We start from the raw sequence: 24,176 nt of genomic DNA on the forward strand, positions 1-24,176 counted from the left end.
ACTTCAAAACCCGCAGGCAAAATCATCGAACGTCCGGTCATTTCTTCCGGTTGAGGAAGTTTGAGAATTTCGAGAATTGTGGGAGCCATATCCGCTAAACAGCCATCTGTTCGGAGATGAACATCCGTACCATGTGCCGGAATTTTTAGCTTTTCGCCTTCTATCAAGATAAACGGCACGGGGTTAATGGTGTGAGCAGTCCAAGGATTACCCTGTTCATCGCGCATATATTCCGCGTTGCCATGATCGGCGATAATAATTGCTGTTCCACCCGCTTTATTAATACTTTCGATTAAACGTCCCAAACATTGATCCACAGTCTCGACGGCTTTAGTGGCAGCCTCGATCATCCCTGTATGACCCACCATATCCGCGTTAGCGTAGTTAATCACCATCAGCGAATAAATGCCTTTTTCCACCGCCTCAATCGCTACATCCGTCACTTCGTCTGCGGACATTTCTGGATCTTGGTCGTAGGTAGCCACAGCCGGAGAGGGAATTAACTCTCGATCTTCCCCTTCAAAGGGTTGCTCTAAACCCCCATTAAAAAAGTAGGTGACATGGGCATACTTTTCGGTTTCAGCGGTGCGGAACTGCTTTAAACCGTGAGCGGAAATTACCTCTCCTAAAATATTATTGAGGTTTTGGGGTTTAAAAGCCACAAGAACGGGAAAGTTAGCGTCGTATTGGGTAAAAGTCCCAAAGGCTAGGGGTTGGATGATTTCTCGTTCAAAGCTGTTAAAATTGGGATCGACAAAGACTTGAGTTAATTGTCGCGCTCGATCTGGGCGGAAATTAAAGAAAATAACTCCATCTCCAGCTTCTACCGTTCCGGGTTTCAGACGAGTCGGAATGACAAACTCATCGGTTATTCCTTCATTGTAGGAACGCTGTAAAACCTCAACGGCTGAGAGTTCGGTTCCTTCCCCATCGACGGTCATATTAAAATAGGCTTTTTGAATGCGATCCCAACGATTATCGCGATCCATCGCATAATAACGACCACTGAGAGTCACAATCTGTCCTAAACCGATTTGATTGATATGGTCTTGAATTTGCTGAAGTGCTTTGATGCCATCTTTAGGATTGGTGTCGCGACCATCGGTAATCGCATGAATACAAACTTGAGAAACGCCTTTGTTTTGAGCGAGATCTAATAATCCTAGTAGATGCTGAAGATGGGAGTGAACCCCACCATCAGAACACAAGCCGACTAAATGTAATTTTCCATCTCGCTCTCGAACTTCTTGACAGACCTGAACTAAGGCTGGATTGTCAAGCAAAGTACCGTCTTCTACAGCATCCGTAATTCTGACTAATTCCTGGGGAACAATGCGCCCCGCTCCGATATTAAGATGACCAACTTCAGAATTTCCCATCTGACCTTCTGGTAAGCCCACTGCTTTTCCCGAAGCCCGAATTAGTGTTCTCGGATAAGCAGTCCATAGACTATCCATGACAGGCGTATTACCTACCGCTATGGCATTTCCGTCCGTCTGTTCACGATAGCCCCAGCCGTCTAGAATGATGAGTACAACGGGAGATACAGACACTGGTGCCATGCAAAGTTATCCTATCTACAAGTGGTGTCATCGATATCATACCATCGACGCTCTCAAAAAACAGTTGAATACTGATACAAAAGACACAAAAAATTAGCGATTCCTGTAGAATTAGGGATATATAACTAGAGATTAGGAGAAATAGAACTCCAGTTGAAATCATCGTCCTCTACTCAAGACTCAATGCTTGAATATTGAGTTTTCAGCTATGCCAATCTAATTCCATGTGATCATGATAATCACCTATCAGTACCGTCTCAAGCCAACTCTCGAGCAGGCGTCCACAATGGAAGTCAGGGGAGAGTTGCTGCGTCGGCACTATAATTACGCACTCGGTCAAAGACTCGATTGGCTCCGACGTACTCGATGCCAGTTTGACCGATGCAGTATTGTTTCTGAACCGATAGGTGATATCCCCGAAAAAGTTGATTATTACTCACAAGCATCAGAGTTAAAACAAACTAAAGAGCTATTTCCTGAATACAAAAACATCTATGCCGACTGCCAGCAGCAGAACTTGATGAGATTGGACAAAGCGAGTAAGCGTTGGTTAATTCCCGATAAGAATGGTAAGCGAGGAGGTCGCCCACGTTTTAAGAAGCGGGGTGACATCTGCTCGTTTACTTTTCCTAGAGTGAACTGCCCAAAAGCAGGCGCACATCTAACAGGCAATATCCTGAAGCTGTCGAAGATTGGCGAGATTGAAGTTGTCCTGCATCGTCCAATCCCTGACGGTTTTGCAATTAAGCAAGCCACATTACTTAGGAAGGCTGATGGTTGGTATGTCAGCTTCTCACTGGAAGATGGGACAATTCCTGACCTGTTACCAGTAGTTGACATCCTCCCGACGCCAACACTTTGTTTTTGGCGCGGGATTCCCAAATATAACTATTTGAGTTCCTGCTTCTTAGCACCGGGCTTCACAGATTTACTCTGTTCGGCTCTTACGGTCGCTCCACAGGCAAGCCAGCGCGCTCATGGGGGAAACCCCATGAGCGACTGGCGCTGACACGGCAAGTCCTGCCGCCAAAATAATTAAAGTCAGTGAAGAGGTCGCCCCCTCCACTGCTCTCCAAAACCGTACTTGATAGTTTCCCATCATACGGCTCCTCAGTTTAATGAGCTTTGTCATTAGTACGTCGTCACCAGCATATCGTCAATCCAAATGTAGTTATTTGGGATGTTCCATAGTGGTTTTGGTATGACACTTTTACAGTCAGTTTTGTTACCAGACCTTTCCAAACTTCCATCTGTTAAGGTCTTTTCATCGTGGCAATGTCGATGTAATAGTTGTAAGTTTTTGTACTCATTTTTTCCACCTTTCGATTTAGGTGTAATGTGGTCGAGTTCTATTACATCCCCTTCACGGAAGAACAGATTGCAGTGGGCGCATTTTCCTTTTTGCCTTTTTAAGAGGGTTGCTCTTGTTTTTGGCATTTCAGGATGTTTGCCCATTCTTGTACTCCAATAAATGAGATTACCATCATAAGGACTTGCATTACCTTTAACCTTGATATGGCGTTTTATTTCCGTTTCTTGGTGTTTGAGTAATATCATAGGGTTGTTACCTTCCCTATTAGTTGCAAAAGTCCAGTTGTCGTTACCTATTTTTCGGAAATATTTGAGGTAAACCCATTTTTTTCCTTTGTTTCGGTGACGTTTTATCCCCCATTTAATGAGTTTCCATACCATTAGGTGGTTTAGTTTCTCGAATACCTTTTGACTTATTACGGTAGAGAAGTAATTGCACCAACCCCTGATGATAGGATTGAGTTTTGATATTAAAATGGTTTGGGATTGTCCCTTATATTTCTCTATCGTTTCTGCTACCTTTTTGTAGTGTCTTTTTTGGCTTTCTTTACTGGGGGTTATGATGGTTTTAAAACCCAATAATCTCCCTTTTCCTTCTTTCTTATCTTTCACTCTACCAGATTGGTATTTTCCAACTTTATACTGTTGGATGTGAAATCCTAAAAAGTCGAATCCAGGTTTTTCCTCTTCTATACCCTTCAATGTGTGGGTTATTCGAGTTTTACTAGGCTTAAGTTCTAATCCAATATCCTTTAACCACTTAGATATGTGCTCTTTACAGATTAGGATTTTTTCAAGTTCTTCATGGAGTATCACAAAATCATCCGCATAGCGAATGAAGTTAACTGATTTCCTTTTGTCTCTCTTACTTAGTTGAGTTCCATCAGGTCGCTTCATATTGAAGGTGTCAGCTAGTTTGTTGATTTCTTCCTCCATTCCGTGTAGTGCTATGTTTGCCAATAATGGACTTATAACACCACCTTGAGGGGTTCCCTCTTCTGTTGAGAATAACTTTTTACCGTCCATTACTCCTGATTTTAGCCAAGCTCTTGCTTGACGGCGGAGTGTTGGGAAGGTGTTGAGTTTCTCTAACAATCTTTCGTGGTTGATTTTATCGAAGCATTTAGAAATATCGGCATCAAGAACGAATTTGCTTTTCTGCTTAATTCCTGAGAATATTGCTCCGATAGCATCCTGGCATGAGCGTCCTGGTCTGAAACCGTAGGAATTTGGTTCAAATTTTGCTTCCCATTCAGGCTCTAAAGCCATCTTGACAAGTGCCTGTAATGCACGGTCATACATGGTCGGTATTCCTAGAGGTCGTTTTTCATCCTTCCCTGGTTTGGGTATCCAAACTCTACGAGTTGGTTTCACTTTAGACCCTAGTTTTAATTCATTAACCAGGTTGAACCGTTGTTTTGGGGTTAGTGATTTAACACCATCCACACCTGCGGTTTTCTTTCCCTGGTTATCTTGTGTTACCCGACGCACCGCTAAACATTTGGCTGACCAGGATGAGATTAGAAGTTTTTGGAGTCTGCGAACTGTCCTAACATCGTCACGACTAGACGCTTTGTAGATGCGCTTCTGGACCTTATATACTCGTTTTTCTAAATTATCCCATTCAATCATTGCCCAATTTAATTGTGCGTTGATATCCTCAGATGATTCATGTCCGAGTATTAATCCTACAGTCTTCTTGTTTGAATCTGTTTTAGGCATTTTAATCCTACTTGTACCTCTACATTTCATCAAACCGTGAGTCCGTCAGCATATCCTCATCATTACCATAAGGCTTTGGCTTCTGACTCAATCTTTCCCAACTGCTACCTATCATGTTGATAGAAGTTACGTCTTAGCTGACTACTCATCAAATCGACCTTCAATGAGAGTGAACAGGTGGGTTACTTCGTTCCTCATAATCTTTGGTTTGTCACTTTAGAATGGATATTTTTCACCGAGTTTTAGAGTGGTACTGATAAGTCGATAAAAACTCTCTTATCGCTCTGTACTATGCCCTTTTGGGACTCCCAGCGCAGCCTTGTTTCGCTGGTTCGCATTAACGGTGATTCGGACATATCCTTCACTTGCGTTATTCATGGTGACTTACTCACAGGTAACTTACTTAAGGCTAGTGGTTACTTTCTGCTTTTATTCTCGCTTTAGGGATTGATGGCTAGTCGCTACCCTAGAGAATATGTTTTCACCCTAGTACCAAAGGGATAGGACTTGTGTTTTCTAGGGTACTTACACTCACCTATAAGATTATGAAGTTGTCATCAGTTAAGGATTAAAGTGCGTACTCCACCCTGTATGGGTTACTTAACTGAAGCCAGCCGTCCCCCTGTTTCCAGGTTTAGGCTGAACGAATCGCACTTTATCGAAGCGTTAATATCTCGGTCATGGTGTCTCCCACATTTTGGGCAATCCCACTCCCGGATGTTTAATGGCATTTCTTCGGCGATGTATCCACAGTTAGAACATCGCTTTGTTAAGGGAAACCATCTATCTATTTTGATTAATTCTCGTCCATACCACTCAGCTTTGTAATCAAGTTGTCGGACAAGTTCACCCCAGTTAGCATCACTGATTGCTCTAGCTAACTTGTGAGCCAGCGCGTTGGGCGGGTTCCCCGACTTGAAGCGACTGGCTCACCCGTAAGGGTGGTTTTTAACCATGTTCTTCACAGCCAAGTCCTCAACTACAATTGTTTGATTTTCACGAATTAGTTGGGTGGTTAGTTTGCTCGAATGGTCACGACGAGTATCGGCAATTTTAGCTTGAATACGAGCTACTTTAACTCTAGCTTTCTCTCTATTCTTTGAACCTTTGGTTTTTCGGCTTAAAGACTTTTGAGCGAGTCGGAGTTTTTTATATAGTTTGTCAAAGTGTTTGGGGTTGGAAACTTTAACTCCGTCGGAAGTTGTGAACAGACTGGTGATTCCAAGATCGATTCCTATCTGTTTTTTGACAGGCTCTAATCTCTGATTCGTTGGGTCATCAATCCTCAAAGAAACAAACCATCTCCCGCTCGGATCTAATTTGACCGCAATGGTAGATGGTGTACAATTTTTGGGAAGCTGACGACTCCATCTAATAGGCAAAGGTTCTTTGCACTTTGCAATATAGACTTGACCCTCTTTAAACTTTTTGGCTGACGCTCGTAAACTCTGCACTTCCACCATTACGTTTCTTCTTGAAATTCGGGTATTTCGCCCGACCCGGAAAGAAGTTAGTGAACGCAGTTTGTAAGTGCCTTAATCCTTGCTGAAGTGGAACACAACTCACTTCATTTAAGAAGTCTAATTCTTCCTCTTTTTTCCAGCTTGTCAGCATTGAAGAAGTTTGAGAGTAGCCTACTCGTTCTTTTTTTTCATACCACGCCTCAGTGCGTGTTGCTAGTGCTTTGTTGTACACCAATCGCACACAGCCCAACGTCCTCCTCAACAGGTTCTCCTGTTCAGAAGTCGGATACAAACGGTGTCGGTAGGCTTTTTCAGTCATGTTTCACAGTTTAGCACAAAAACCGTGAGACATGGCTTTGGTCGGCATTCCTCCCATCGCCAACTCAGACTTATGGCGTGGGTCTCCTGCCGAAATCTAGATGAAATTAAGTCTGCTGTTGGCATAGATGTTGGTTTAGAGAAGTTTTTAGCGACATCTGACGGGCAAGCTGTAAAGATTCCCCAATTTTACCGGAAGTCTCAACAACAGTTAGCTCGTCAACAACGGCAACTGGCAAGAATGGAGAAAGGCTCTAAAAACTACCAGCGGCAATCTAATAAAGTTGCTCGTCTTCACTTGCACGTTGCCAGACAGAGAAAAGAGTTTCATTATCAAGTCGCTCACAGGCTGTGTGACCAGTACGACCTGATAGCGTTTGAAAACTTGAACATTAAGGGCTTGGCAAGAACCCGATTGGCTAAGTCGATATTGGATGCAGCCTGGGGAAGTTTCCTGAATATCCTGCAAGCAGTGGTGGTAAAACGCGGTAAGTGGGCAATTGGAGATGACCCTAGAGGCACGAGTATCGAGTGTTCTGGTTGTGGTGGAAGGGTTGAGAAGACCCTTAAGGAATTAGCTTCACAGCGAGAAGCCCCACACCTGACACTGCGTTTCAGTGTGGGATGAATCGCCCTTGAGGTTGTTAATTCTCCAGATTGAGTTATAATAAATTGCATTCGCTCTAATTTGCATAATGAGAAACGTAGCAAAAGTCAGACTATATCCAACAGATGAACAGAAACAAGCTCTTACAAAAGCTTTTGGTTCTGTCCGATGGGTGTGGAATTACTGCCTGGAGCTGAACAACCAAGCCTATAAAGAAACAGGCAAGGGAATCTCAGGAATGCAACTGAAGAAACAGTTACCAATTCTAAAAAAGAAAGAAGAAACAGCCTGGCTAAAGGAAACCTATTCACAATGCTTACAGCAGTCTGTTTTAAATCTTTCCAGAGCTTTTGTTAACTTCTTTGAAGGTCGAGCCAAGTTCCCTCGATTTAAGAGCCGCCATGAAAAGCAATCGATCCAGTATCCTCAGAACGTCAAGATTGTTGACAGTCATTTAAGTTTTCCTGTTATTGGCAAAATCAAAGCCAATATTCACCGAAAATTTGATGGCAATATCAAAACAGTCACAATAACAAAGACAAGAACGGAGAAGTATTACGCTTCAATTTTATTTGAGAACGAAGAAGCTGAACCGCAGACTTCTGAAGAAGGAAAAGCGATAGGATTAGACCTGGGACTCACCCACTTTTTGATTACAAGCGAGGGGTCTAAATACGAAAATCCTCGGCACTTTAAAAAACATGAACGTAATTTAAAGCGAAAGCAGCAGAAATTATCTCGCAAGCAAAAAGGTTCCAATTCCCGGAATAAAGCCAGGAAATTGGTAGCAAGAGCGCACGAGAAAATCTTCTTTGCGAGGCAAGACTTCCTGCATAAACTGTCTCGCAAAATTGTGAACGAGAATCAAGTCATAATTGCTGAAAATCTCAACGTAAAGGGCATGGTGAGCCAGCGCGTTGGGCGGGGAACCCGACTTGAAGCGACTGGCTCACCCGCAAGGGTACGCAACCACAATCTAGCCAAGGCAATCAGCGACTGTGGTTGGGGAAGGTTCTTAAACTTTGTTGATTACAAATCAAAAAAGGACGGAAAAACCTATCTGGAAATAGATCGGTTTTTTCCGTCCTCAAAGACTTGTAATGTTTGTCTGAATGTTGTTCAAAGTCTGCCACTCGATGTTCGTCACTGGGAGTGCAATCATTGTCACACCCAACATGATCGTGATATCAACGCGGCTCTCAATATCAGAGATGAGGGATTGAGAGTTATCGCGGCAGACCCAGATCGACAATTCCTCGCCCCTGGGACGGGGGTGACTGCCAGTGGAGAAAGTGTAAGACCAACCAAAGGACGAAAGTCCTCTGTGCGGCAACTTCCGATCAATGATCAATCTAATGATGCTTCGACCAAGGTTGATCAAGAAGCTGGAAGCCTACGCTAGAAAGCGAAGCGTCTGCGTAGGTAGTTCACTTCATAATTGTCCTCACTGCAAGTTAGTTATCGACCGAGATTGGAACTCTGGAATTAACATTTTGAATCGGGTAAAACAGACGCTTGGACTAGCGTTTGCTGGCTGCGGAGGATACTTGGATGCAAGTCCTATGAGGCAGCAACTCTCAATTGCGAAGTTGGGAAGCCCCTTCTATACTGCGCTTCGCAGTTAGGAGGGGAGGATGTCACTGCCAATCAAACCGATTGAGTTGTGGGTATCTCTCCAGTCCGAGACTCCTGATCACCCCTTTGCGATTTGACGCAGCACGCGGTTAACTGCAAGCACTGTTTCTTGGTCGGCGTTCGCCTAACACGGAAACGTCCGGTAAACAGTTGACTCTGAGAACAGTTTTGTTAAATTTCTATAAATTGACCAACGGTCACAGCAGCTCGGGGAGCTTGCATCCTGGAGAACTGTGACTAATTGGCTGAATCGGTTAGACTTTGGCTATCCTTAAAATTATTACAGAACGTGTTTCAGGGACGGGCAATGCGTAAAATATGGTTAGTGGTCGCATTAGGATTGTTGACAATTTGGACGGGTGGATGTGGTTCTCAAGAACAAGGGAGTGAACCGACAACAGAAACTCCCTCAGCAGAAAGCTCACCCGCCGAAACCGAAACAGCAACAGAAGGAACCGAACAAACAGACGAACAAGAAACCGCCGAAGACCCCCAAAAAGGAGCATTTGAAGAACCTTTAGTCGAACAGCAAAAAGAAGAAACTGCTGCCAGAGCAGGTTTAATTCAGTCTACCAAACCCGAAGAACGATTGCTTCAGCTTAAAGGGAGTACCAATGGAAACGGTACTGCCGTAGCCCCAGCAGGAGTCCCGAATCAATCGGTGAGCGATCCGTTTGGTGTACTCACCCCTCAGATTGTTCAGCGAACTCCAGATCCAGAAGATGCCGCAGAGTCTCTAAATCTTACCGCCCGAGAAGTCCCGACAATTCCAGATGTTCCGATTGCCGCAGTCCCTCCTCAGTGGACTGTTGCTGCCGCCCAAGCGCAAACGACAAATGGAAATCAAGGTCAAGGAACGATTTCTCCAAATCTCACCGGGCGACAAGTGCCTTCCCTACCCGAACTCCCAGTCGCTCAACGTCTACCTCAAGCCGGAACTCAGCAAGCCACCCCAGGCACAACACCCAGAGGGCCTCGACAACCGGGCAGACCAGCTCAACCCTCGCCGACCTCGCCGACTTTAGCGACCTCGCCGACTTTACCGACCTCGCCGACTTTACCGACCTCGCCGACTTTACCGACCCCGCCTCCGAAACCCCCCCAAATTCCGAATTTGACTGTTGCTCAAGTGCCGACCTTACCCGAGCTGCCTGTAACCGAACCCCTACCCCGATGGCGTGATCCCAATGCTCCTCCCACACCTCCGCCAACAGCACTTGCACCCACAACACCTACTCCCACAACACCTACTCCTGTACTTCCTCCTCCGCCTTCGGTAGAGATTGCCAGAGCCATTTCAGTCACAGGTGTGATGCAAGTGGGTGACGAAACCCGAATCATTTTAAAAGCCCCCACTGAACCCACCAGTCGCTACGTGAGTGTCGGACAACGAATCGCCAATGGACAGGTATTAGTCAAACGAGTGAAATTTAATGTCGGTAGTGATCCGATTGTGATTTTTGAGCAAAATGGTGTCGAAGTTGCTGTAGAAGTGGGTACATTTGAACCAACAGACGAGCAGCTAAATTTTATGCAGCCCTCCTAAGTCTGTCTGAAACTCCTGATCATCCCTCCTAAAAGTGACTACAGTAGAAATCATTTAAACTCGAATGAGAGTCAATCTTTACACCGGGAATATAGGGAGCTGGGGTAAGTTTATCAGGGCTGTTCCCCAACATCCGCTCAAGTCGAACTTCCCCTTGATTGTCTGTCAAAAACTATAAAAAAATTCAACCGCACTAGGAGTTATGTTTAGCTTAGTTCAAAAGCTAGGATTTTTGACTTTAATCGCAGCGAGTATCGGAATGGGAGTTGAGATCTTCACTTCTATTCCGGCAAGCGCTCAAGAACAAAACACACGCCCTCCCGTCTGTGAAGGACAATTGCCGACCGGTTCAGTCAAGTGTAATTATGAAGGCGGTGACAACTACCAAGGTAGTTTTGTCAATGGTAGACCGGATGGACGAGGCATTTATGTCTATGCCAATGGCGATCGCTATGAAGGTGAATTTCGCAATGGTTTGCCTAATGGTCAAGGAGTCTTCATTTTTTCCGATGATGCCCGCATTGTTGGTGTCTTTAAAGATGGCAATATTACCAACGGAACTGTGATTTTCTCTAATGGCGATCGCTATGTTGGAGAGTTTCAAATTGTCCGAGAGGTCGGTAGCGGACAAACCAGCAGTCAACCCGATGGTCGGGGAGAATTTATCTACACCAATGGCGATCGCTTCCAAGGCGAATTCTTTGCCGGACAGCCCTTTGGTCAGGGAAGTTTTACCCGCAAAGATGGTAGCCGTTGTCAAGGACAATTTTTTAATGAAGCCCTCGACGGTAAAGGCACTTGTACTTTCCCGAATGGACTCCGTTATGAAGGTGAATTTCGCGGCGGTATTCCTCACGGCCCTGGAACTCTAATTGATACGGCAGGTAAACGACTACCCGGAACTTTTAGAGATGGTAAGCGAGTCGAGAATCCTTCTTAACGGACTTGGGCTTGCCAATTGACATGATGGAGAACTTTAAACGATGACAACTGCGACATCACATTCAACCTCAACCGACTCATTTCCTTTTGAGTTTGCGCCGAGTGCAACCCAAGATCGAGATCTTCTGCATCAACTGAACTTTGTTCCGGGTGTGAAAGAGATTTTGATCACTCGACAAGTTCATGCACTCGAACACGCCACCGTTTGGGTGTTGAGTGAATGGGCAAATGGCGGCATCTCTGGAGAAGAAGATCGCTTGGGTGGAATGTCAACCGCCGCAGGATTTTATCTCTACGGACGGGTTCAGACCAGCCGACTCAGACAAGCGGTACAGACAGCAAAGCAACGTCTGACAGCCGGAGAATGGCATCTGGCTGTTCATCCCCGATGCGGCACTAATCTGTCTGTGGGAATGATGCTGACGGGAGGGTTAGCGATGGGAATCAACCTTGCTTTACCCAAAGGGCCAATTGAACAACTTTTAGGGTTAGGGGTTGCCGCCGGGGTTGCCACTCAGCTTGCTCCTGAACTAGGGAGTTGGGCGCAGCGATATCTGACCACTGCTATTCCCTTCAACTTACAAGTGGATGAAACCTCCATTGAGCAAGATTTGTGGGGTCGTTCAGCCCATTTTGTGCGAGTGCATTGGGTAGAGTAAAAGTACATCAGCAATAAAACTTAAAGACTCAATTGCACTGAGATAGCAGATCCAGTAGTACCCTGAACAATACAAGGCTTTATTCATCAATTTAGAAACGAGGAAGATAAGCTAATGGTTCAACGTGGTTCTAAAGTTCGTATTTTGCGGAAAGAGTCCTACTGGTTTCAAGAAGTCGGTACTGTCGCTTCCGTTGACAAAAGCGGTATCAAATACCCCGTGATTGTCCGTTTTGAGAAAGTAAACTACTCCGGCATCAACACCAATAACTTCGCCGAAAGTGAAGTGGTTGAAGTCAAGTAGTGGTTAAGTCTCACCTCACGATCACCCATTCTGGTGTCCTCTACTCGCCTTTCATCGGTCAAGGTAGTGGTCAACTCCATGTCGTCGGTGATCCCAATTCAGGAACAGAAAATTAGTCTGTGCCTGAATTACCCGAGGTTGAAACGGTTAAACGGGGCCTAAATCAAGTGTCCCGCAACCAAACTATTCAGGGTGGGGAAGTGTTACTGAAACGTACTCTTGCTCACCCTGTTTCTATTGATGAGTTTATTACCGGATTATCGGGACAAGCGATCGCCGGGTGGTATCGACGGGGTAAATATCTATTAGCGGAATTCTCGACGCAGTTTAACCCCAATTCTGACGATTCCCAAAACCTAGAATTTTCCGATTTACAAACCTTCTCTAATGGTGGTTTAGCGGTTCACTTACGAATGACAGGTCAACTGTTGTGGGTGAGTCAAGATGAACCTCTCAGCAAACATACGCGAGTCCGATTGTTTTTTCCGAATAGACAAGAACTTCGTTTTGTTGATCAACGCACTTTTGGTCAAATGTGGGGAATTCCCCCAAATGTCGAAGTCTCAAAGATTGTCACAGGCTTGCAAAAATTAGGGCATGAACCCTTTTCAGAGGAATTTTCGATAAAATACCTCACCACTCAATTTTACCGTCGTCAGCGCCCGATTAAAACGGCTTTACTCGATCAAAAACTGGTTGCGGGGGTGGGGAATATCTACGCTGATGAAACTCTATTCCTGAGTGGAATATCACCAACGACTCGTTGTGCAGAACTAACACCCGCACAAATTGAAACCCTACACGCCCAACTGGTTCAAGTTCTAAAAACGGCTATTGATGCGGGTGGAACAACGGTTCGTAACTTCCTTAATGTTGCAGGCGTAAACGGCAATTATGCAGGACAAGCTTGGGTTTATAATCGAGCGGGTCAACCCTGTCGAGTTTGTCAAACGCCTATCGAACGCTTAAAATTGGCAGGGCGGTCGGCTCATTTTTGTCCTCGTTGTCAGAAGACTTCAAACTGATCCTCAGAAGATTTTTCACTCAAGATGTTTGTTGATTTTCTGAGATTTCCCAACGAAATAGCCGAGGAAGTTGGGCTAAATCTAAAGCGTAATTTCCAATCCAGAGGATGATTTCAAGAATTAATACGGTTCGGACCCAAAATAATTCAGATTCAGAATCCAATAGAGTTAAACCTTCGTAAAATTGATAAATTCGATAAGGTAAATATAAATAAGGCACCATTACCCAGACCACCGAGGGAAATTTTCTCAAGGTCAAATACTCAGTTAGAATTTGTAAAGCCAGCATCAGAAAATAGGACGCAAACACACTGAAGACAAGGGGATAGTCTCCCCAAACTCCCCAAATTAGCATCACAACTAAAGGAGGTAATAGTCCTAAAATCTGCACCGTACCAAACCAAAATTTAAACCATCCCGGTAAGGGTGTCGGTAAACTATAAGGCTTGGCATTTCTCCACGCCCAACCGACAATTCCTAGAAAGGAGGTTGCCAGTACAAAAAAGATGAGATTCTCTAGTATAAGATTAAAATGAATATTAAAAGAAGTCATATTAGCTACTAAAGTTTGACTAACTTTTATGACTGATCGTAAAATAGTTCAAACAGTTCTGAGTAATCTTGGGGTTGTGCTTCATAATTGAGCATTTGATCACTCAAAATCACCCATTTTTGAGTGCTGCGAGTCCATCAATTGCCCACAGGTTGCAGCCAACGAATATCATCCAGTGTTCCGGGTTTAACATTAATCATTTTAGGGTTATGGGCTGGAGAATGATCAACCCAATGCAGCACAGCGTTGGAGAATACGACATCAAATTCGGCAGTGAACCGAAGTGATCGCGTATCGAGACAGGCAAAAGAAAGATTTGCAGACTCAGATAGCGGATAACTCTGTGCTGCATAGGCATCATTTCGGAAGAACTATCGATTCTGACGACTTTTCCTGGTAGAGAGAATCTGCTGGCATCCGCAGTTATTTTTCCATCTTCACAGCCGACATCAAGAACCGACTCGCCCTCTTTCAAATCGAAATGAGAACGCAAATATTTTGCCCACTGAAGTTGAGCATCCGAATGTTTTGCATATTCTTCTCGATTTCACATCTGAGGGCAAATCAAACAATTGAGTTTGGATGATCATTCCATCTCAGAGATTTTAACGAACCTGTTCAAACCGTTTTCGAGAGTTCCGCATTCTGCGACGTTCTCTATGTCTGGCTATTTCCTTTCGCTTTTGTTTTTCGGCGAGTGTTTCAAAATAGCGGTTCTTTTTCATGTCTGCAAAAATACCCGCCCTAGAGACTTTCTGTTTGAACCGACGCAGGGCTGACTCCAACTGTTCGCTTTCCCCGACGACCACTTGAGCCATTCAATATCCTCCCTTGTGAATTACTTGTTAGTTAGTTATTGACACTCTCACCGACAAGTTTTGCGCTTGCTTGGAGATTCTTGCTTCAACCTCTCTTAACTAGACTAGACTTCAGAGAAATCTAGCCCCCGTCAGACCGAGTCCACAGGCATTTTGATTTGACTTCCACTGGCTGCCCGACAGCAGAAGGATCTCGTTTTTGACTTTTGGTGTTTTTTGGCTCTGCTTGTCAAATGCTTTAACCTGAGCGCCATATCACCGTTACATCTTCTCCGGCAATATTTCAACGCTCTGAGGTTAGGAAAAGCCACTCCCTATCTCGACTAGATTTTAACACGAGTCGTTCAGGCTTGGATCTGATCACACTATCATTTTTAACTGTATGGTGGTAAAAATCTCGAAATCATTTCGCCAACGACTCGCAGATCAACTCAACTCAGAGAACTTCAATTCTTCAAAGGTGACTGAAAAGCCTTCTCCATCTGGTGAGGCACACATCAACCCAACTTGTAGCTTTTCTTGGGTACTCAGATAGGCTAATCGTAGCAGGATATAGCGATCGCCATCGAGAGAATATTCAACCTCTACGGCTTCTGCATTTCGTTTTAACCGCAAAATGATCCATTCCGGGTTTTGAGATAAAGGAACCACTGACCAGTCAGAATAATCTCTAGTCACAACGACACTCGCCTGTTGTACCCCATTAACGAATTCTATCCCACATTTTAACCAGGTGTTTTCATCCTGACGAATCATCAGCCCTGCTTGATCATAGAGGTCTTGATATTCTCCAATAATTTTGACTTCTGCGGTAAAGTTTCCCAAAACTTCTTGATAATAAAAGTGACCGTTATCCCGAATAAAACCATAATGGGTTGTTCGCCAAAAATCGGTTTTAGCCCCAGACAACACTTGAATTTTATTTTGATCTTCTGTCCATTGGGGCGGTTCGTTATACCATTGCATCGTTTTTTTTAGATTAGTAACAATTCAATAATAAGTCAACTGAAAAAGTAATAGTCGGAAAAGTCTAAGTTGATTGGATAGCCCCTAACCCCGGGTCAGTAATACCTGTACTTTTGGCTAGGTAAAAAACTAATCGATGGGTGAGTACCTTTCTTGGATGTATCTCTGTATGGTGGCTTTACTGTCGGAAATTAACTTTGCAGACAGGTCTTAAGAATGTCCAAATGCCTTAAAAATTGCTAATTTTGAAAAATTTATCAAAAATTGGGTGAAAAGTTCGGGTATTCCCCGAAGTGAAATCATTTCCCCTATTGTTCAAATTCAATACTCAAGGGGAATTCAGCATTTTTATTTTTGATTTGCTTGTGTACAGTTGATCTCGATATTCTCGATACAACAGCTTTAGAGAGGTTCAGAACCCCAACTCTGAAGCTAAGTGCAAATGTTCTATTTGCAGTCCAACAGATAAACCTAACATCAAAAATGATCATGAACTTTCTTAATTAGAGTAAACTTCGTTTGACAGCAACACTTGCAGTAGCTACCTGTCTATTGATCTTGGGGACTATCTCTCCTGCGATCGCCACTTCAAGACGCTATACCAATATTGAACAACACAAATTCAATGATTGTATAAAAAATGCAAAAACTGACGAGGGGCGGACATGGAGAGGACGATCACTCAAGCAGCCTACTAAATTAATTATTTTAAAGTCACAATTGATACAAAATGCCATTGTTTTCAAGAGATAAAGGAGGATAATTGAAATATTCTCACATAAAATCCCGGAACAATCGTCAAAATCAAAGGAGGATAATTAAAATATTCTCACATAAAATCCCGGAACAATCGTCAAAATCAGTTGTGTCCATTTAAGATAAGGTACTTATGAGTCAACAACCCAGTCCCAACCAACGATTAAATTTTGACGGTTCGGCTTCCGTCGAAGGTCTAGTTGGTCAAGCTGGACGAGATTTAATTCAGACTACGACAGTTTATCAAGGTATCAGTATTGCGGGTTTGTTTCGTCGAGAAGTAAAACCCCCAACCCAACAAGAATATCGCTTCCGACAAAAACTATTGAGCCAAGTTAAAGAGATTTGGGTAGAGAATGTTTTAGAAAAGTCATTGCATAATAAGGCGATAATTGACCTCGGACTGGAAGAACGACCAGATTTGGTAGAGCGTCGTTTCAGTAATGTTCAAATCTCTCCAGAGCAATCACAAAAACCTTTATCTACAAGTCGAGGAATCACTACTGCATTTAATCGCATGGGAGAGGGGCGAACGCTGCTAATTTTGGGTGAACCGGGCGCCGGAAAAACAACGATATTGTTGAAATTAACGCGGGATTTAATTGATCGAACTTCGGACAATTTGAATCGGCCAATACCTGTTGTTTTTAACTTATCTTCTTGGGCGAAAAAGCAGCAAAAAATCGCCGATTGGTTGGTGGATGAACTTCAGAGCAACTATGGCGTTTCCAAGTCTCTAGGTAAAGCATGGGTTCAAGACCAACAATTATTACTTTTACTGGATGGTTTGGATGAGGTGCGAGCCAAACATCGAGAAGCTTGTGTAGAAGCCATCAACCAATTTCTGAATCTGAAAGAGTATGGACTAACGGAGATGGTGGTTTGTAGTCGAATTAAAGACTATCAAGCCCTCTCAAATCGTCTACAAGTGCGGGGTGCTATCTGCGTTCAACCTCTAACCTCAGAACATATTAATCAATATATAGACAAAGCAGGGAAACAACTTCAGGGAGTCAAAACCCTATTGCAACAAGATACAGCCATGCAAGAGATGATGAAATCTCCCCTGACGCTCAGTATTGTCAGCATGGCTTACAAAGGTTTCTCTGTTGAAAAATTACAGCAATTCGGTTCCATTGAAGAACGTCGTCGCCATCTTTTTGAGACTTATATTGAGGGAATGTTTGATCGTCATGGGCGATCTAAAAACAACAAATATAAGCCAGAGCAAACTAAATATTGGCTGACCTGGCTGGCGACGCGGATGGTGCAAGAGTCTCAAACTGTGTTTTTGATTGAGAAAATACAGTTTACTTGGTTAGAAAAAAAGGGTGAACGTATCTTTTATCGGATTATTAGTGCGTTAGCTTCAGGGCTGATTTTCGGGCTGATTTTCGGGCTGATTTTCGGGCTGATTTTCGGGCTGATTATCGGGCTGATTTTCGGGCTGATTATCGGGCTGATTATCGGGCTGATTATCGGGCTGATTTTCGGGCTGATTTTCGGGCTGATTGGAGGGGAAATTAAAACGGTTGAAAGTTTAAAATGGTCGAGTCAAGAATTCAAAAAAAGCATAAAAAAAGGGCTGATTTTCGGGCTGATTATCGGGCTGATTATCGGGCTGATTGTAGGGCAGAGTGTAGGGCAGAGTGGACAGTGGAATGAAGGGCTGACTATCGGGCTGATTTTCGGGCTGATTTTCGGGCTATCATATAGTCTTATTCAAGGATTAAAAGGAGCGGAAATAGAGGTTAAAAAGGTTGCCAATCAAGGATTAAAGAAATCAGCATTTAATGCTCTATTTTTTGGGCTAATTATAGCTATAGTAGCAGGAATACTAGGATTGTTAGGTATTGAAATAGTAGAGATTTTAGAGCAAATTTCTAATGGTATCACGTGGGAATATTTAGTATTGACTATACCATTTGGTCTAACAATCGGGCTAGCTTTTGGCGGAGGATATGCTGTCATTCAACACTTTACTCTGCGTTCAATGCTTTACAAAAAAGGTGTTGCACCCTGGAATTATGCTCGTTTTCTAGACTACGCCACTGAACTAATATTCCTGCAAAAAGTTGGGGGCGGTTATATCTTTATTCACCGGATGCTACTCGAACATTTTGCCCAAGTTGAACCGGAACAAGTTCCAGAAAGTTCAGTTCAGATTTCTCAGTCAATAGACCTAATTAATTCATCCACTACACAAGAATTAAATCCGGTTAATTCAGAAGAAGTTGAGACTTTAAAAACCGTTGAGGCGTTAGAACCCGAATCAGTCTCTAATAAAATTTGTGGAAATTGCCAACATGAAAATCTATCTGACTCTAACTTTTGTTCCAAGTGTGGAACTGTACTAAATTCTGACAGTATTTCTAACTAAACTCGTGACATCAAAGAGGTTAAACCATGAAGAAAATACTGATTTTATTATCCAATCCCAAAAATTCTGTTCAGTTACGTTTAGGAGAAGAAATCCGCGAAATCAAAGAAGCATTGAAACAGTCAAAAAATCGAGAACAGTTTGAAGTTGTCAGTGAGTCAGCGGTTCGAGTCAAAGAATTACGACGAGCATTATTAGACTATGAACCTGTAATTGTTCACTTTTCGGGTCATGGTTCAGGGAGTGATGGACTCGTTTTAGAAGATGATTTTGGCAAAACTAAACTTGTCAGTAGTGAAGCCTTAGCCCAACTTTTTAAACAGTTTCAAACTGAAGTTCAATGTGTTGTTCTCAATGCTTGCTACAGCGAGGAACAAGCCCAAGTCATTCATCAATATATTGATTGTGTTGTGGGGATGAATAAAGCAATTGGAGATGTAGCAGCGATTAATTTCTCGACAGCATTTTATGAGGCTTTGGGTTCAGGAAAATCCTATGATAAATGTTTTGAGTTCGCTAGTGGTTCTCTAAATTTAGAAGGAATACCGGAGTCAGAAACCCCAAAAATTCGATATCGACCTCGACGTTATAATTCTGATATTCAGAAAACAAAAGAACAAAAAATTACAGATAATTCACCCTATCAATTTATGTCTGAACAACCTAAATCTCAATCAATGAACTTTAGTGGCGGGACTTTTTCAAAAGTTCAATTGGGTCAAGCCGGACGTGACCTAACTCAAAGTCAAAACTTCAATTCAGATAACCCTGAAAAACAACTGACTATTACAGAAGTTATAGCGTTAATCCAGAAAATTGAGACGATTTTTAGAAATTCAGGTTTACCCGAAAAACAGCAGGAAAAAGCTCTAAATTACCTAGAAAATGCTCAAGAAGCAGTTCGGGAAGACGAACCCGACAAAAGTTATGCAGCCAAAAGTTTACAAAAAGCTAACAAAGTTCTAAAAGACGCAAATCTCTGGCTTGAATTCAAATCTCAATTAGAACCTCTATTCACTCAGTTAGAGCTTTGGCTAGAAGTCGAAGTCAAAACGTTATCGTAATTTCTAGAGTCGTTCTAATCCTGTTTCTCTTTAATAATGTCACTAACTCCCTCTTTTTTAAGGTGGATTTAGGGAGATCAAGTATCTGTAGCATTATTTTCTGTATTTCAGATTCAGAAGTTAGAAGTCAAGATCTCCCCATCTCCTCCAATTCACAATTAAAAGGCGTTATAGCAGGTTAATATAAGGGTGGAATTCCTGCTACATCTAAAATTTTAGAAATCAAATCTTCTCGTTTAACTGCCATCAGATGAACGCCCCGACAAAGTTGACGAGCAAGTTTCACTTGTTCTGCTGCAATCATCACCCCTTCTTGTAGAGGTTTGGGTGCTTTTTCTAAGCGTTCTATTGTTGATTCAGGAATATTCACACCGGGAACATACTTATTAATAAATCGGGCGTTTTTAGCAGATTTTAACAAAAATATTCCGGCTAAAATCGGTTGGTCAATGCCTGCTGCAACTTCGGTCATAAACTTATCCAAGCAGTCAAAATCAGTGATTAATTGACTCTGAAAAAACTGCGCCCCGGCTTTTAATTTGCGTTCAAATCGACTTTTTAAGCCAGACAAACTGGGAGATTGGGGATCAACCGCAGCCCCCGCAAATAAATCTGTCGCCCCATGGGGTAACGCTTTATCATTCCAATCTGTACCGTTATTTAACTTTTGAATTGCGGTTAATAATCGTACTGATTCAAAATCAAAAACTGACTTTGCTTTCGGATGATCTCCTGCTTTAACAGGATCACCTGTGAGGGCTAAAATATTACGAATTCCTAACGCATCCGCCCCTAACAAATCGGCTTGTAAACCAATTCGATTGCGATCGCGACAAGCCATTTGACAAATGGGTTCAATGCCATGACTTTTTAAAATAATAGCAGACGCCAACGAACTCATCCCCAAAACAGCGCGACTACCATCAGTGATATTAACCGCATGAACCCGACCTTTTAGAGTGTTTGCCATCTCAATCATGTGAGTCGGATTCGCCCCTTTTGGCGGTGCAATTTCTGCGGTAATAATAAATTCTCCGGGGGTTGTACAGGCTGTACGAAAATAATTCATTAATTGATTGTGAATGTTAGATTAATTAGGGTTTGATTGTTCTGCTCAAAACTCGGCTTCACCTCTAAAATTACCGAGATGCTTCTCATTTGATCAACTCATTGGTTTGAGTGTGTTGCGACTTAAAGCGGAGTCGAATAACCCAATGCTGTTTTCACTCGTTTTAACGTTGCATTCGCCACTGCTTCTGCTTTTTCTCGACCGTCTTTGAGAACAGAGTCTAAATAAGTGCGATCATCCATTACCGCTTTATACTGTTCTTGAATGGGTTTGAGGGCTTCAATTGTTGTTTCGGTTAACAAGGGTTTAAATTTACCCCAACCCATATCTTGACATTCGGCTGTAACTTCATCTTTAGTTTTACCAGAAAGAATCCCATACAACATCAAGAGATTATTACACTCTGGTCGTTCCGGATTTCCTAATTCTAAACCCCTTACCGAGTCCGTTTTACAACGCTTAATTTTTTTGGTGATGGCTTCTGGAGGATCAAGTAAATTAATCCGACTCAACTCAGAAGGATCTGATTTTGACATTTTGCGAGTCCCATCGGTTAAACTCATTATCCTGGCGCCTTCAGTACGAATCATCGGTTCAGGGATTTTGAGGATTTCTTCTTCATCCTGACCAAACATATGATTAAACCGCGCGGCGATATCCCGAGTTAATTCTAAATGTTGTTTTTGGTCTTCTCCGACAGGAACTTGATCCGCATCATAGAGTAAAATATCGGCAGCCATTAACACCGGATAATCAAGCAAACCCGTACTGACATTTTCGCCTTGCTTAATCGCTTTTTCCTTAAACTGGATCATATCTTGTAGCCAGTTAATCGGCGTAATGCAGTTGAGCAACCATGTTAACTCGCTATGAGCGCTAATATGAGACTGAACAAAAATAGTAGAATGCTCTAGATCAATGCCACAAGCTAAATACAAAGCTGCTATGGTGTAGGTATCAGTCGCTAAGGTGGCGGGGTTGTGCGGTACGGTAATGGCGTGCAAATCGACCACACAGAAGAAATTATCATACTGACTTTGACCTTCAACCCAGTTGCGAATTGCGCCTAAGTAGTTGCCGAGATGAAGGTTTCCGGTTGGTTGAACGCCTGAGAGAACTCGCTGTTTACCCATAATCGGTCAATTTCGGACTGGACTTATACTATATTGGCACGTTATGTTCACTCCTGAGCGCTGAATTCTTCGGAATCAAGGTAAATAGTAGTGTATTCTCTCTATAGTCTCATTGATTACAGAGCAGTTTGCAGAACGTTACCCAAATGTATAAGGTGAACTGGCAGAATAATGAGAATTTTCTTAAAATAAGAGCAGTAAAAACCAGGAGAAATCACCCGTGTTCCGGTTTAAAAACTCACTACGCCAATTACAGAAGTCTGTAGTGCGAAGATTTAAACTTCTTTATCGATATTGTGGACGATGGCTGCGCCGTCTCTATCGACGTGTCATGGCGATGAAGGGAAGACCGGAATATTTGGCGAGAGGGCTAGCATTAGGCGTGTTTGCGGGATGGTTTCCTTTCTTTGGCTTACAGATTTTGATGGGTGTTTCTCTGGCCGTGGTGTTTCGAGGTCACAAACTCTTAGCCGCAGCAGGAACTTGGGTGAGTAATCCTTTAACTTATGTACCGATTTATCTATTTACCTACAAACTTGGACGATTGTTGCTCGGTTCTCAACAACCCTTATTTGAGGATTGGGAAAGTTTACACTCAATAGAAGATATTTTAGCAGTTGGGGCAGAATTTGCCATCTGTTTATTATTTGGATGTTTTGTCATGGGGATAACAAGTGGGATTTTGACCTATTTTGCTAGCCTCAAAATTATTCGACATTGGCGCAAACAACAGGTTAAACAAGTTTGGAATCTTCATCAAATTTCGAGTAAAATTCCTCCCAAACGTAGAAAGCCAGAACTGGGAGAAAGTTAGGTTAAAACTTAGATAAAATACTTAAATATTTGCGACCAATGCTTTATCCCCCAGAGCCTCCCCAGAATTGGGAACACAGGATTTAGGGGGATTTTGTATTCCATATTTTGGTTAAACGGGGGCGGTTTCTGATGATTTTTCGTTGTCGGATGTGGGTTGAATTTCATCCAAAATATCAATCACTTCTCGTTCAAAGACGACTTTAGCCCGATTGGTTTTTCCCCCAAGATACAAACGGTTATCCGCTTCTAAAACCCAAATTTGGGAGTGAGAAACATAACTCATTAATACACTCACCATCAACAACCCAAACCCCAAATAAACAATCGGAATTCCGGGGTCTGCTTTGATTTGAAGTCCGGTACTTCCAACCACTTCATCTACAAATAAGGTCACACCATTGACTTGAGTAGACATTCCAGGGCGCAAGGTTGACACCAGTTGACCTTCATTATCATACAACAATAACGTTCCTTGTAAATCCCTTGCCAAAAGGGAAACACCTGCACTCAAATCTGGTTTTGTGGGAATCCAAGTTCCCCAAATTCGCCCATTTCCGCCTGTATCTAATTGTGCCATTGGCAGTTGTAAAACCGGGCTTCTATTCATCCGAATCTTAATTCCAGCGATACCCCAATCTGCTTGATAAAAGGTGACACCGTTGTGTTTTAGGGGTTTATTGACATGAATCGTTTGACGGTCAACTTCTGAACCCTGATTATCAATAACTGATAAGTCGGAATAAAATTGATCAATTGTTCCGTCTGGAGTATAATCAATCCAAAATCTATTAACTCTAACTGACCAATCTTGAGGAACTTGAGAGGCGGCAAATGGCCCTGCATCAATAATCCGTTTAACTTGAAAGGTTTCTCCACTGGGGACAATTTCTTGGGCGATAAACCCGGTTAAAGAACCCACTAAAGAACCGATTAAAATTAAAATCATACTAGCATGAACAATAATCGGCCCGATACGTCCTATTAATCCTTTGCGGGCATAGAGTTTGTGATCTTCTTCAAAGATACGATAACGACGTTTTTGTAATAGCGTTTTCAGCGTTTCTAGAGAACCTGTTTCAATTTCTGCACTTAATGCGAGGTTTTTAAATTGTTTCGGACTTTGATAATAATTCCAGCGTCGGGCAGATTTCAAGTTAGGGAGTTGTCGAGTAAACGTACAAGCAATTAAGCTACTCCCAAACAGTAATAACAGCGTCAGAAACCACCAAGTTCGATAAACATGATCTAAGCCAATTAATGCGATAACTTTCCAGGTCAGAAACCCAAATAAAGCAGGATTTTCTGGATAATTTGCTTGATAAAATTCCAGAGATTCACCCTGTTCTATAACGGTTCCAGATACACTAAAAACCGCAATCACGAGTAATAATACAATTGCTAATCTTAAGTTGGCTAGAACGGGTAAAATTTCCTTCTGCAAAACTTTTACAGGCGTTGTTCCCCAGTCGGAAAGTTTAGATAAAAATAATTCTTTTGCTGTCATTTTATGAGATTTTTTCTGTATTTT

18 protein-coding genes and 3 pseudogenes are annotated in these 24,176 nt (G+C 42.7%); 11 read left to right on the forward strand and 10 right to left on the reverse strand.

Annotated elements, in window-relative coordinates; genetic code table 11:
* The coding region (gpmI, locus tag L8106_RS24905; protein ID WP_009787284.1) for a 2,3-bisphosphoglycerate-independent phosphoglycerate mutase at window positions 1-1,562 on the reverse strand (1,562 nt) is incomplete at its 3' end.
* Window positions 1,563-1,794: 232 nt separating this feature from the next.
* Here gpmI and L8106_RS24910 point away from each other — a divergent pair.
* Window positions 1,795-2,394 (forward strand): annotated as a pseudogene (locus tag L8106_RS24910) (RNA-guided endonuclease InsQ/TnpB family protein); the annotation flags it as partial.
* Between the two features lie 299 nt (window positions 2,395-2,693).
* Here the strand turns inward: L8106_RS24910 and ltrA are convergent.
* Together ltrA and L8106_RS24920 are read right to left on the reverse strand one after the other, a co-directional pair.
* On the reverse strand, window positions 2,694-4,595 hold the full coding sequence (ltrA, locus tag L8106_RS24915) for a group II intron reverse transcriptase/maturase (protein WP_156803820.1): 1,902 nt from the start codon (window positions 4,593-4,595) through the stop codon (window positions 2,694-2,696).
* A gap of 596 nt (window positions 4,596-5,191) precedes the next feature.
* A pseudogene (locus L8106_RS24920) lies at window positions 5,192-6,377 on the reverse strand (RNA-guided endonuclease InsQ/TnpB family protein).
* A gap of 72 nt (window positions 6,378-6,449) precedes the next feature.
* On the opposite strand from L8106_RS24920, the gene L8106_RS24925 reads away from it, so the two are divergent.
* The 7 genes from L8106_RS24925 to L8106_RS24955 all read left to right on the forward strand — a co-directional run bounded on the left by L8106_RS24925 (window position 6,450) and on the right by L8106_RS24955 (window position 13,093).
* Window positions 6,450-7,004 carry an RNA-guided endonuclease TnpB family protein gene (locus L8106_RS24925; protein WP_009787289.1) on the forward strand — a complete coding sequence of 185 codons (555 nt, stop codon included), beginning with the start codon at window positions 6,450-6,452 and terminating at the stop codon, window positions 7,002-7,004.
* Between the two features lie 67 nt (window positions 7,005-7,071).
* Window positions 7,072-8,385 (forward strand): RNA-guided endonuclease TnpB family protein, encoded by a 1,314-nt coding sequence (locus L8106_RS24930; RefSeq protein ID WP_009786370.1) that lies wholly within the window; start codon window positions 7,072-7,074, stop codon window positions 8,383-8,385.
* Between the two features lie 540 nt (window positions 8,386-8,925).
* The gene (locus L8106_RS24935; RefSeq protein WP_050779176.1) at window positions 8,926-10,164 is read left to right on the forward strand and encodes a hypothetical protein; all 1,239 of its coding nucleotides are present in this window, start codon (window positions 8,926-8,928) and stop codon (window positions 10,162-10,164) included.
* A gap of 202 nt (window positions 10,165-10,366) precedes the next feature.
* On the forward strand, window positions 10,367-11,104 hold the full coding sequence (locus tag L8106_RS24940; protein ID WP_009787291.1) for an MORN repeat-containing protein: 738 nt from the start codon (window positions 10,367-10,369) through the stop codon (window positions 11,102-11,104).
* A 43-nt stretch (window positions 11,105-11,147) separates the two neighbouring features.
* A complete protein-coding gene (locus L8106_RS24945; protein ID WP_009787292.1) occupies window positions 11,148-11,765 on the forward strand; it encodes a DUF6391 domain-containing protein in 618 nt (205 codons plus the stop codon).
* A 114-nt stretch (window positions 11,766-11,879) separates the two neighbouring features.
* Complete coding sequence (locus L8106_RS24950; protein ID WP_009787293.1) at window positions 11,880-12,068, forward strand: photosystem I reaction center subunit IV; 189 nt, start codon at window positions 11,880-11,882, stop codon at window positions 12,066-12,068.
* A gap of 119 nt (window positions 12,069-12,187) precedes the next feature.
* Window positions 12,188-13,093 (forward strand): DNA-formamidopyrimidine glycosylase, encoded by a 906-nt coding sequence (locus L8106_RS24955; protein ID WP_009787294.1) that lies wholly within the window; start codon window positions 12,188-12,190, stop codon window positions 13,091-13,093.
* A 19-nt stretch (window positions 13,094-13,112) separates the two neighbouring features.
* Here the strand turns inward: L8106_RS24955 and L8106_RS24960 are convergent, their stop codons facing one another.
* From L8106_RS24960 to L8106_RS24970, 4 genes and pseudogenes are all read right to left on the reverse strand, one after another.
* Window positions 13,113-13,646 (reverse strand): hypothetical protein, encoded by a 534-nt coding sequence (locus L8106_RS24960; RefSeq protein WP_009787295.1) that lies wholly within the window; start codon window positions 13,644-13,646, stop codon window positions 13,113-13,115.
* 137 nt (window positions 13,647-13,783) lie between these two features.
* A pseudogene (locus L8106_RS34640) lies at window positions 13,784-13,969 on the reverse strand (hypothetical protein); the annotation flags it as partial.
* Between the two features lie 282 nt (window positions 13,970-14,251).
* Window positions 14,252-14,464: a 30S ribosomal protein S21 gene (gene rpsU, locus L8106_RS24965; protein ID WP_009787297.1), complete on the reverse strand. Its 213-nt coding sequence runs from the start codon at window positions 14,462-14,464 to the stop codon at window positions 14,252-14,254.
* Window positions 14,465-14,890: 426 nt separating this feature from the next.
* Window positions 14,891-15,430 (reverse strand): DUF1349 domain-containing protein, encoded by a 540-nt coding sequence (locus L8106_RS24970; protein WP_009787298.1) that lies wholly within the window; start codon window positions 15,428-15,430, stop codon window positions 14,891-14,893.
* Window positions 15,431-16,319: 889 nt separating this feature from the next.
* On the opposite strand from L8106_RS24970, the gene L8106_RS29990 reads away from it, so the two are divergent.
* The gene (locus L8106_RS29990; RefSeq protein ID WP_009787299.1) at window positions 16,320-18,566 is read left to right on the forward strand and encodes an NACHT domain-containing protein; all 2,247 of its coding nucleotides are present in this window, start codon (window positions 16,320-16,322) and stop codon (window positions 18,564-18,566) included.
* Between the two features lie 26 nt (window positions 18,567-18,592).
* Window positions 18,593-19,630 carry a CHAT domain-containing protein gene (locus L8106_RS24980; RefSeq protein WP_009787300.1) on the forward strand — a complete coding sequence of 346 codons (1,038 nt, stop codon included), beginning with the start codon at window positions 18,593-18,595 and terminating at the stop codon, window positions 19,628-19,630.
* Between the two features lie 178 nt (window positions 19,631-19,808).
* Here the strand turns inward: L8106_RS24980 and L8106_RS24985 are convergent, their stop codons facing one another.
* Both L8106_RS24985 and trpS read right to left on the reverse strand, forming a co-directional pair.
* Window positions 19,809-20,699 carry a methylenetetrahydrofolate reductase gene (locus tag L8106_RS24985; RefSeq protein WP_009787301.1) on the reverse strand — a complete coding sequence of 297 codons (891 nt, stop codon included), beginning with the start codon at window positions 20,697-20,699 and terminating at the stop codon, window positions 19,809-19,811.
* Between the two features lie 122 nt (window positions 20,700-20,821).
* Window positions 20,822-21,832: a tryptophan--tRNA ligase gene (gene trpS, locus L8106_RS24990; protein ID WP_009787302.1), complete on the reverse strand. Its 1,011-nt coding sequence runs from the start codon at window positions 21,830-21,832 to the stop codon at window positions 20,822-20,824.
* 220 nt (window positions 21,833-22,052) lie between these two features.
* Between trpS and L8106_RS24995 the strand changes: the two genes are divergently transcribed.
* A complete protein-coding gene (locus tag L8106_RS24995; protein WP_083798479.1) occupies window positions 22,053-22,646 on the forward strand; it encodes a DUF2062 domain-containing protein in 594 nt (197 codons plus the stop codon).
* A gap of 111 nt (window positions 22,647-22,757) precedes the next feature.
* Here the strand turns inward: L8106_RS24995 and L8106_RS25000 are convergent, their stop codons facing one another.
* Window positions 22,758-24,152 carry a cytochrome c biogenesis protein gene (locus L8106_RS25000; RefSeq protein WP_009787304.1) on the reverse strand — a complete coding sequence of 465 codons (1,395 nt, stop codon included), beginning with the start codon at window positions 24,150-24,152 and terminating at the stop codon, window positions 22,758-22,760.
* Window positions 24,153-24,176: the final 24 nt, after the last annotated feature.

It is taken from the genome of Lyngbya sp. PCC 8106 (assembly GCF_000169095.1).
GTDB lineage: Bacteria > Cyanobacteriota > Cyanobacteriia > Cyanobacteriales > Microcoleaceae > Capilliphycus.

Excerpts from the sequence above, each read along its gene's own strand:
- ltrA (WP_156803820.1), bottom strand. The coding sequence starts at position 4,595 with ATGCCTAAAACAGATTCAAACAAGAAGACTGTAGGATTAATACTCGGA.
- L8106_RS24925 (WP_009787289.1), top strand. The coding sequence starts at position 6,450 with ATGGCGTGGGTCTCCTGCCGAAATCTAGATGAAATTAAGTCTGCTGTT.
- L8106_RS24930 (WP_009786370.1), top strand. The coding sequence starts at position 7,072 with ATGAGAAACGTAGCAAAAGTCAGACTATATCCAACAGATGAACAGAAA.
- L8106_RS24935 (WP_050779176.1), top strand. The coding sequence starts at position 8,926 with ATGCGTAAAATATGGTTAGTGGTCGCATTAGGATTGTTGACAATTTGG.
- L8106_RS24940 (WP_009787291.1), top strand. The coding sequence starts at position 10,367 with ATGTTTAGCTTAGTTCAAAAGCTAGGATTTTTGACTTTAATCGCAGCG.
- L8106_RS24945 (WP_009787292.1), top strand. The coding sequence starts at position 11,148 with ATGACAACTGCGACATCACATTCAACCTCAACCGACTCATTTCCTTTT.
- L8106_RS24950 (WP_009787293.1), top strand. The coding sequence starts at position 11,880 with ATGGTTCAACGTGGTTCTAAAGTTCGTATTTTGCGGAAAGAGTCCTAC.
- L8106_RS24960 (WP_009787295.1), bottom strand. The coding sequence starts at position 13,646 with ATGACTTCTTTTAATATTCATTTTAATCTTATACTAGAGAATCTCATC.
- rpsU (WP_009787297.1), bottom strand. The coding sequence starts at position 14,464 with ATGGCTCAAGTGGTCGTCGGGGAAAGCGAACAGTTGGAGTCAGCCCTG.
- L8106_RS24970 (WP_009787298.1), bottom strand. The coding sequence starts at position 15,430 with ATGCAATGGTATAACGAACCGCCCCAATGGACAGAAGATCAAAATAAA.
- L8106_RS29990 (WP_009787299.1), top strand. The coding sequence starts at position 16,320 with ATGAGTCAACAACCCAGTCCCAACCAACGATTAAATTTTGACGGTTCG.
- L8106_RS24980 (WP_009787300.1), top strand. The coding sequence starts at position 18,593 with ATGAAGAAAATACTGATTTTATTATCCAATCCCAAAAATTCTGTTCAG.
- L8106_RS24985 (WP_009787301.1), bottom strand. The coding sequence starts at position 20,699 with ATGAATTATTTTCGTACAGCCTGTACAACCCCCGGAGAATTTATTATT.
- trpS (WP_009787302.1), bottom strand. The coding sequence starts at position 21,832 with ATGGGTAAACAGCGAGTTCTCTCAGGCGTTCAACCAACCGGAAACCTT.
- L8106_RS25000 (WP_009787304.1), bottom strand. The coding sequence starts at position 24,152 with ATGACAGCAAAAGAATTATTTTTATCTAAACTTTCCGACTGGGGAACA.